Source organism: Microbacterium halotolerans (assembly GCF_003569805.1).
In the GTDB taxonomy this organism is placed as follows: Bacteria; Actinomycetota; Actinomycetes; order Actinomycetales; family Microbacteriaceae; genus Microbacterium; species Microbacterium halotolerans.
The window spans coordinates 334,754-342,262 of sequence record NZ_KZ984053.1 but is presented as its reverse complement, the minus strand read 5'-3'; the positions used below and the strand labels follow the sequence as shown (position 1 = coordinate 342,262).

6 protein-coding genes are annotated in these 7,509 nt (G+C 67.0%); 5 read left to right on the top strand and 1 reads right to left on the bottom strand.

Annotated features, from left to right (window positions below; translation table 11 throughout):
• Positions 1 to 512, top strand: a 512-nt coding sequence (locus DZG09_RS16785; RefSeq protein WP_205529176.1) for an LPXTG cell wall anchor domain-containing protein, incomplete at its 5' end; no start/stop codon positions are given.
• A gap of 286 nt (positions 513 to 798) precedes the next feature.
• Here DZG09_RS16785 and DZG09_RS13660 read toward each other — a convergent pair.
• Positions 799 to 1,830, bottom strand: a complete 1,032-nt coding sequence (locus DZG09_RS13660) for a LacI family DNA-binding transcriptional regulator (protein WP_119698290.1) — start codon at positions 1,828 to 1,830, stop codon at positions 799 to 801.
• Between the two features lie 178 nt (positions 1,831 to 2,008).
• Here DZG09_RS13660 and DZG09_RS13655 point away from each other — a divergent pair, with 178 nt between their 5' ends.
• Genes DZG09_RS13655 through DZG09_RS13640 form a run of 4 tightly spaced genes read left to right on the top strand, consistent with a single transcriptional unit; the run spans position 2,009 to position 7,489 of the window.
• Positions 2,009 to 3,337 (top strand): extracellular solute-binding protein, encoded by a 1,329-nt coding sequence (locus DZG09_RS13655; protein ID WP_119698289.1) that lies wholly within the window; start codon positions 2,009 to 2,011, stop codon positions 3,335 to 3,337.
• A gap of 13 nt (positions 3,338 to 3,350) precedes the next feature.
• Complete coding sequence (locus DZG09_RS13650) at positions 3,351 to 4,277, top strand: carbohydrate ABC transporter permease (protein WP_420845908.1); 927 nt, start codon at positions 3,351 to 3,353, stop codon at positions 4,275 to 4,277.
• On the top strand, positions 4,274 to 5,116 hold the full coding sequence (locus DZG09_RS13645; RefSeq protein WP_162893320.1) for a carbohydrate ABC transporter permease: 843 nt from the start codon (positions 4,274 to 4,276) through the stop codon (positions 5,114 to 5,116). The genes DZG09_RS13650 and DZG09_RS13645 overlap by 4 nt, the downstream gene beginning before the upstream one ends.
• Positions 5,117 to 5,143: 27 nt before the next feature.
• Positions 5,144 to 7,489: a glycoside hydrolase family 3 N-terminal domain-containing protein gene (locus tag DZG09_RS13640; protein WP_119698287.1), complete on the top strand. Its 2,346-nt coding sequence runs from the start codon at positions 5,144 to 5,146 to the stop codon at positions 7,487 to 7,489.
• Positions 7,490 to 7,509 lie beyond the last annotated feature (20 nt).

Below are 7,509 nucleotides of genomic sequence, written 5' to 3'. Positions count from 1 at the left end.
GAGCCGATGGGACCGACACGACAGACGGTGTGGATGCGGCCGATGGGATCGACGCCACGGATGGAGCCGATGGGACCGATGGGACCGACGCGACCGACAGCACGGATGCGGTCGACGGTGCGGATGCCACGGATGTCACGGACGGAGCCGATGGGGCCGACGCGACAGACGGTGTGGATGCGGCCGATGGGATCGACGCCACGGATGGAGCCGATGGGACCGATGGGACCGACGCGACCGACAGCACGGATACGACCGACGGCGCGGACGGCACGGATGCGACCAGTGCGACGGACGCATCTGATGCGGCTGCTGACATGACCGATGGCGTCGGTGCCGCCGACGTGACGGGGGCTGGTGGCTCTGCCAATACTGACAGCGTCACCACCAGCGCGGATGATGAGCTCCCGCGCACCGGTGGGGCGGTGCCGTGGGTGCTCGTCGGCGCAGCAGCTCTGCTTCTCGCGGGCGGCGGGATTCTGCTGACGCCGCGCCGACGTCTGCGCGCGTAAGCCGACCGTCGGTCTGCTGCCGGCATCCTGCGGAGCGGGGCTGAGTTCGGATGTGGTCCGGACTCAGCCCCGCTTCTGCGTTCTGTGACCGTCGCGGGACCGAATCGTGTCAGCATCTTCTGTCAAGGGAACACGCTGCGGTCGCCGCCGACCTCATCGCGTACGGCAACAAGGCGTACGCCGAGATGGGGCGGCTGCTGAAGGATCTCGGCTCTGCGCCATCGGCATCACGGATTTCGCCCGAGCTGGATCGTCTACGCGTGCATGAGCTGACCAGTGCGCCAGCTCAAACGGCGGGCGCACTGGTCGACCGGCGCACGACGAGACGCGTCTCGAGCTGGAACGGGTGTGCGAAGCGCTCCGGGTCGTCGGCGAGGGCGAGCACCCGCTCGACGGCCACCTGCCCGATGGAGGCGAGGGGCTGCCGCACGGTCGTGAGGGCGGGCGACGTCCACGAGGCGGCGGCGGTGTCGTCGAACCCCACGACGGACAGGTCGTGGGGGATGGAGAGGCCCAGCCTCTCCGCGGCGCGGAAGACGCCGAGAGCGACGTCGTCCGAGGCCGCGAACACCGCGGTGGGTCGATCGTCGCGATCGAGGATCTCGTGCGCGGCGGCACGCCCTGATTCCGGAGTGAAGCCGGTGCCGGCGAGCAGCGTCTCGTCGATCGACACGTCGGCGGCATGCATGGCGGATCGGAAACCCTGCAGCCGTTCACCTGCTGGCAGCGAGTCCACGGGACCGCGGACGAAGCCGATCCGCCGATGCCCCAGGCCGAGGAGGTGCTCTGCCGCCTGCCAGCCGCCCGTCCAGTTCGTGGACCCGATGGTCACCACGTGCTCGCTGTTCGCGGACGCTGGGTCGATCAGGATCAGGGGAAGCCTGTTCTTCCTGCACCAGCGCACCTGCGCATCGGTGACGGCTCCTGTGACGACGATCAGCCCGCGGTTCCCGCGATTCGCGAGGTCCTGCAGCCAGGCCGTGGCCAGGGGGCGGTCGGAGGGACGCTGCCCGTCGAGGGTCGTGGTGACGAGTTCGGCGCCGGCGCGATTCGCGGCGTGAGCGGCGCCGCTGAGGATGCCGATCGTGTACGGCCCGGTATGCGGGCCGCTGAAGTGGTTGAAGAGGATCGTCACCTTGGGGGTTGCGTGAGAGAGCGCGGCTCGCGGTTTATGGCGGTACGCGAGTTCCTCGACGGCACGAGAAACTTTCGCGCGAGCTTCTTCGCTGATCCCCTGACGTCCGTTGATCGCTTTGGACGCCGTGGAGAGGGAGACACCTGCGGCTGCGGCAACGTCATTCAGCTTCGAAACGGACATGTCGACCTTTCAGACGGGGCCTCGAGAATCCCTGCGCAACACCCCTTGACGTGATGTGCGGTGACATCTAGCGTATACGCACCGTAAGAAAGTATCAGAAACTTTCGTGCTTCGCTGACGCAGTGGAAGCTGAGGCCGGAGCTGCTCGGATCACGCAGCACAGAGGGAGAAGTCATCAATGAAGATCTCACAGACCCAGACCACGCGCGCACGTGTCGTGCGCCGCTCCGCTCTCGGTGCCACGGCGCTCGCCGCCGCACTGAGCCTCGCCGCGTGCGGCGGCGCACAGCCGGGCAGCGGCTCGTCGTCAGGTGATCTGAGCGCCTGGACTCTGACCGGATCCCAGCAGGCCGTGTTCGAGAGCTCGTTCGCCGAATGGAACGAGGCGCACCCCGACACCCCGCTCACGAGCGAGTTCTTCGCCAACGACGCCTACAAGGAGAAGATCCGCACGGCTGTCGGATCCGGCAATGCGCCGACACTGATCTACAACTGGACGGGAGGGACGCTCGCCGACTATGTCGACAACGGCGACGTCGTCGACCTGAGCGGTCAGGTCGACGAGCTCTCCGAGCGTGTCATCCCGTCCATCCTTCAGGCAGGACAGGTCGACGGCGCGCAGTACGCCGTGCCGAACAACAGCACCCAGCCGGTCATCCTCTACTTCAACAAGAAGATCTTCGACGAGGTCGGCGTCGAGCCGCCGACGACATGGGAGGAGACCCTCGACGTCGTCGGCGCCTTCCAGGACGAGGGCATCACACCCTTCGCCGTCGCCGGGCAGAGCCAGTGGCCCTATCTCATGTGGGTGGCCTACCTCACCGACCGCATCGGCGGGCCCGAGGTGTTCCAGGCGATTCAGAGCAACGAGCCCGACGCATGGAGCCACCCCGCCGTGACCGAGGCGCTCGAGAAGATCCAGGAGCTCGTCGACGCCGGTGCCTTCGGGGACTCCTACGGATCAGTCGTCGCCGACGCCAACGCCGACCTGGCGCTGGTGCACACCGATCAGGCCGCCATGATCCTGCAGGGCAGCTGGGTGTACGCCAGCTTCAAGGCCGACGCCCCCGACTGGTTCGCTGAGGGCAACCTCGGCTACACACCGTTCCCGTCCGTCGCCGGAGGAGAAGGCGACCCCGCGAACATCGTGGGCAACCCGGCTAACTTCTGGTCGGTCTCATCGCACGCCTCCGAGGAGGCACAGCAGGCGGCCATCGAATACCTCAACGAGGTGAACCTCAACGAGGCGACTGTCGACAACCTCCTGGACGAGGGCCTGGTCCCGTCCACGACGGGAACCGACGAGAAGATCGCGGCGCATGACGAGTCCGAGTACATGACATACGCGAGCGAGATGGTCCGGGAAGCTCCGAGCTTCCAGCTCTCCTGGGATCAGGCCATCGCCCCCGCCCAGGCGCAGGAGCTCCTGACCCAGCTGTCGCAGATCTTCCAGGGAACCTCGACGCCCGAGCAGTTCGTCGAGGCCATGAACGCGACCATCGAATGATGTTCGCGAGTCGATGATGTCCGCCACCGCACTCATCACCACGCCCGGCGTGCGGCGCCGGGCGTGGAAACTCGCGAACGGCCCCAGCACATGGATGCTCGCCCCGGCGCTCGTCTTCTTCGGGGCCTTCGCGATCGTTCCGCTTCTGGGTGTCGCCGTGCTGTCGCTCACGGAGTGGGACGGCCTCGGGGCGCCGTCGTTCACTGGTTTCGCGAACTGGGCGCATGTCTTCAGTGATCCCGTGACGCTGAACGCCATGTGGCTCACGTTCGCCATGACGGCACTCACCTATCTTCTGCAGGCTCCTGTCTCGATCCTCCTCGGCGTGTTCATGGCCGGGAACGAGAGGTATCGAGCGGTGTTCTCCGTGCTGTACTTCCTTCCGCTGCTGTTCTCCGCCGCAGCGATCGGCATCGCCTTCAAAGCGCTGCTGGATCCGAACTTCGGTCTCTCGAAGGCGTTCGACGCGGCCTGGCTGACCCAGGATTGGCTGGGCGACCCGAACCTCGCCTTCTACGTCGTCATCTTCGTCATCACATGGTCGTTCGTCCCGTTCCACTCGCTGCTGTATCAGGCGGGAGTCCGTCAGATCCCGATGTCGATGTACGAGGCCGCGAAGCTCGACGGGGCGGGGCGCATCCAGACGTTCTTCTCCGTGACGCTGCCGCAGATCAAGTACACAGTCGTCACGAGCTCGACGCTGATGATCGTCGGATCCCTGACCTACTTCGACCTCGTCTTCGTCCTCACGGCGGGCGGCCCGGGCAACGCGACCAGAATCCTCCCGCTCGACATGTATCTGACCGGCTTCCGCAGCTACCAGATGGGCCCCGCCAGCGCGATCGCCCTCATTCTCGTCGTCGTGGGCCTTGTCATCTCCTTGGCGCTGAACAAGTTCAGCGGTGCGGACAAGATGGAAAGCCAGACGGAGGGCGGATGATGTCGAGGTTCGCGCTCAAGAGCGGTGACCGCCCCAACGTGCTCGGCGGCCTCGCCGGGACATTCTGGCTGCTCGTCACGATCGTCCCGATCTACTACATCGTCGTCACCAGCCTGCGCCCGCGCGAGGACTACTACAGCGGGAATCCGCTCTCGATCCCGCTGAACCCGACGCTCGAGGCGTATGGGAGGGTGCTGCAGAACGACTTCCTGCTGTACTTCTTCAACAGCGTCGTCGTCACCGTCGGCACCGTGGCGGTGACGCTCATGATCTCGCTGATGGCGAGCTACGTCATCGTCCGCAATCGCGGTCGCCTGTCCGTGTTCAGCCACCGTCTGTTCCTGCTCGGCATCGCGATTCCGATCCAGGCGACGATCATCCCCGTCTACTACCTGATCGTTCAGATGGGGCTGTACGACAGTCTGCTGGCGCTGATCCTGCCGGGGATCGCGTTCGCGATCCCGATCAGCGTGCTGATCCTGACGAACTTCCTCCGCGACATCCCCTCTTCGATGTACGAGGCGATGACCCTGGACGGCGCCAGTCATTGGCAGATGTTCGTCACCTTGGTGCTGCCGCTGTCCAAGCCTGCCATCGTCACCGTGGGAATCTACGACGCGCTGCAGGTGTGGAACAGCTTCCTGTTCCCGCTGGTGCTCACTCAGAGCTCAGAGGTGCGCGTGCTGCCGATGTCGCTGTGGACCTACCAGGGCGAGTTCGGCGTGGACGTCCCGGCCGTTCTGGCGGCCGTCGTCCTCTCCTGCGTGCCCATTCTCGCCGCATACATCGTCGGACGCCGGCAACTGGTCGCAGGTCTGACCGCCGGTTTCAGCAAATGAGACCTCTCCGATCCCAGAAGGGCGAACATGAACAACTCTGAGAGCACCTGGCGCGACAGCGGGCGGCCCGTGAGCGAGCGCGTCGACGCGCTCATGGCTGAGATGACCGTCGAGGAGAAGGTGAGCCAGCTCGGATCCGCCTGGATCCGTCCGGAGGAGCGCGACCAGAGCGTCGATGGCAACGTCGCTCCCATGGAGGACACTTTCTCCGGCGGGGTGAGCTTCGACGAGGAGATCCAGGGCGGACTGGGGCATATCACGCGCGCCTTCGGATCCGCGCCGAGGGATCCGGCGGAGGGGCGCGCGCGCCTCGCCGACCTGCAGCGTCAGGTGGTCAGCGCGAATCGTCTGGGGATCCCCGCGCTGGCCCATGAGGAATGCCTGACCGGCTTCACCGCTATGGCGGCGACCTGCTACCCGGCGTCGATCGCGTGGGGAGCGAGTTTCGACCCAGAGCTCGTGAGCGAGATGGCTGAGCGCATCGGCCGCGACATGCGGAAGGTCGGCGCGCACCTGGGGCTGTCGCCCGTCCTCGACGTCGTCCGCGACTACCGCTGGGGGCGCGTAGAGGAGACGCTCGGAGAGGATCCGCACCTGGTCGGCGAGCTCGGCACCGCTTACGTCATGGGACTGCAATCGGGCGGTGTGCACGCCACGCTGAAGCACTTCGCCGGATACGCCGCGTCACGCGCGGGCCGCAACCACGCGCCGGTGCCGGTGGGCACGCGCGAGCTGGAGGACGTGATCCTGCCACCGTTCGAGCGCGCCGTCCGCGAGGGCGACGCGCGCTCCGTCATGAACTCCTACGCGGACTTCGACGGCGAGGCGCCCGCGGCCAGCCGCCGTCTCCTCACGGAGATCCTGCGCGACCGCTGGGGCTTCACCGGCACTGTCGTGTCCGACTACTGGGCGGTCAGCTTCCTCGAGACGATGCACAGGATCGCCGAGAGCCAGGACGACGCCGGCGTCATCTCGATCGCCGCTGGGATGGATGTCGAACTGCCCGAGACCAATGCATTCCGGAACCTCGCGCTGGCGGTCGCCGACGGTCGGCTGAGCGCTGACGTCCTCGATACGGCTGTCCGCCGTGTGCTGACGCAGAAAGCCGAGCTCGGCCTCCTCGACGCCGGATGGACCCCTGAGGGACAGTGGACGGGCGACGACGTCGAGCTCGATTCAGCCGAGAACCGCGCTCACGCCCGCCGGATGGCGGAGGAGTCGATCATCCTCCTGAAGAACGACGGCATCCTCCCGCTGCATGGGAGCGGGCGCATCGCAGTCGTCGGACCGTCCGCCTCCCAGCCGCGCACCCATCTCGGCTGCTACTCCTTCACGAACCACGTGTACTCCCGGTTCTACGGCGAGGACGAGCACGGCATCGATATCCCGTCGATCCTCGATTCGCTCCGCGCGGCTCCGGCGCTCGCGGCGGCGGACATCGTCTATGAGCGCGGCGTCGACTTCACCGACGTCGACGAGTCGGGCATCGCGGCGGCGGTCGCGGCAGCTCAGAGCGCAGAGCTCGCCATCGTCACGGTCGGCGACCTGGCCGGACTCTTCGGGCGCGGCACATCGGGAGAGGGTTGCGACGTGGTCGATCTCGGGCTGCCTGGCAGGCAGGCGGACCTCGTCGAGGCCGTCCTCGCGACGGGCACGCCGACGGTTCTCGTGCTCGTCACGGGCCGTCCCTACTCGCTGGGCCGGTTCGCGGACCGCGCGGCCGCGATCGTGCAGGCGTTCATGCCGGGAGAGGAGGGCGGCCCCGCCGTCGCCTCCGTGCTGTCCGGTATCGTGAACCCGTCCGGCAAGCTGCCGGTGCAGATCCCGGATCACGTCGGCGGACAGCCCGGCACGTACCTCACACCCGCGCTCGGCTGGTACTCGGACGGCGTCTCCAACCTGGATCCTCGCCCTCTGTTCCCGTTCGGCTACGGGAACTCGTACACCTCCTTCGAGGTGGGGGACCTCGACATCTCGGACGGCGAGATCGCGAACGACGGCGTCGTCACCGTCTCCGCACGTGTGACGAACACAGGCGAACGCGACGGCGCCGAAGTCGTGCAGCTCTACCTCGACGACAGGGCGGCGCAGGTGGTGCGCCCGCGTCTGTGGCTCGCCGGATTCGCCAAGGTGCGGCTGGCTGTGGGTGAATCGCGGCGCGTGAGCTTCCGGCTCCACGCCGACCGCACGTCGTTCACCGCTGTCGACGGCACGCGCATCGTGGAGCCCGGCGACTTCGGTGTCAGGGTCGGCACGAGCAGTGAGGACCTTCCGCTCGCAGGTTCATTCCGCATCACGGGGCAGGTGCGCCACGTGCCGGAGGGGCGCGTGATGGACACGCCCGTGACGGTGACGGAGGCGGAACTGGTCTGACGTCGGCCGGGGGCGGTGCT

What these genes read in the sequence shown, in the direction of transcription:
- DZG09_RS13660 (WP_119698290.1), bottom strand. Translation starts at nt 1,830, where the DNA reads ATGTCCGTTTCGAAGCTGAATGACGTTGCCGCAGCCGCAGGTGTCTCC.
- DZG09_RS13655 (WP_119698289.1), top strand. Translation starts at nt 2,009, where the DNA reads ATGAAGATCTCACAGACCCAGACCACGCGCGCACGTGTCGTGCGCCGC.
- DZG09_RS13650 (WP_420845908.1), top strand. Translation starts at nt 3,351, where the DNA reads ATGATGTCCGCCACCGCACTCATCACCACGCCCGGCGTGCGGCGCCGG.
- DZG09_RS13645 (WP_162893320.1), top strand. Translation starts at nt 4,274, where the DNA reads ATGATGTCGAGGTTCGCGCTCAAGAGCGGTGACCGCCCCAACGTGCTC.
- DZG09_RS13640 (WP_119698287.1), top strand. Translation starts at nt 5,144, where the DNA reads ATGAACAACTCTGAGAGCACCTGGCGCGACAGCGGGCGGCCCGTGAGC.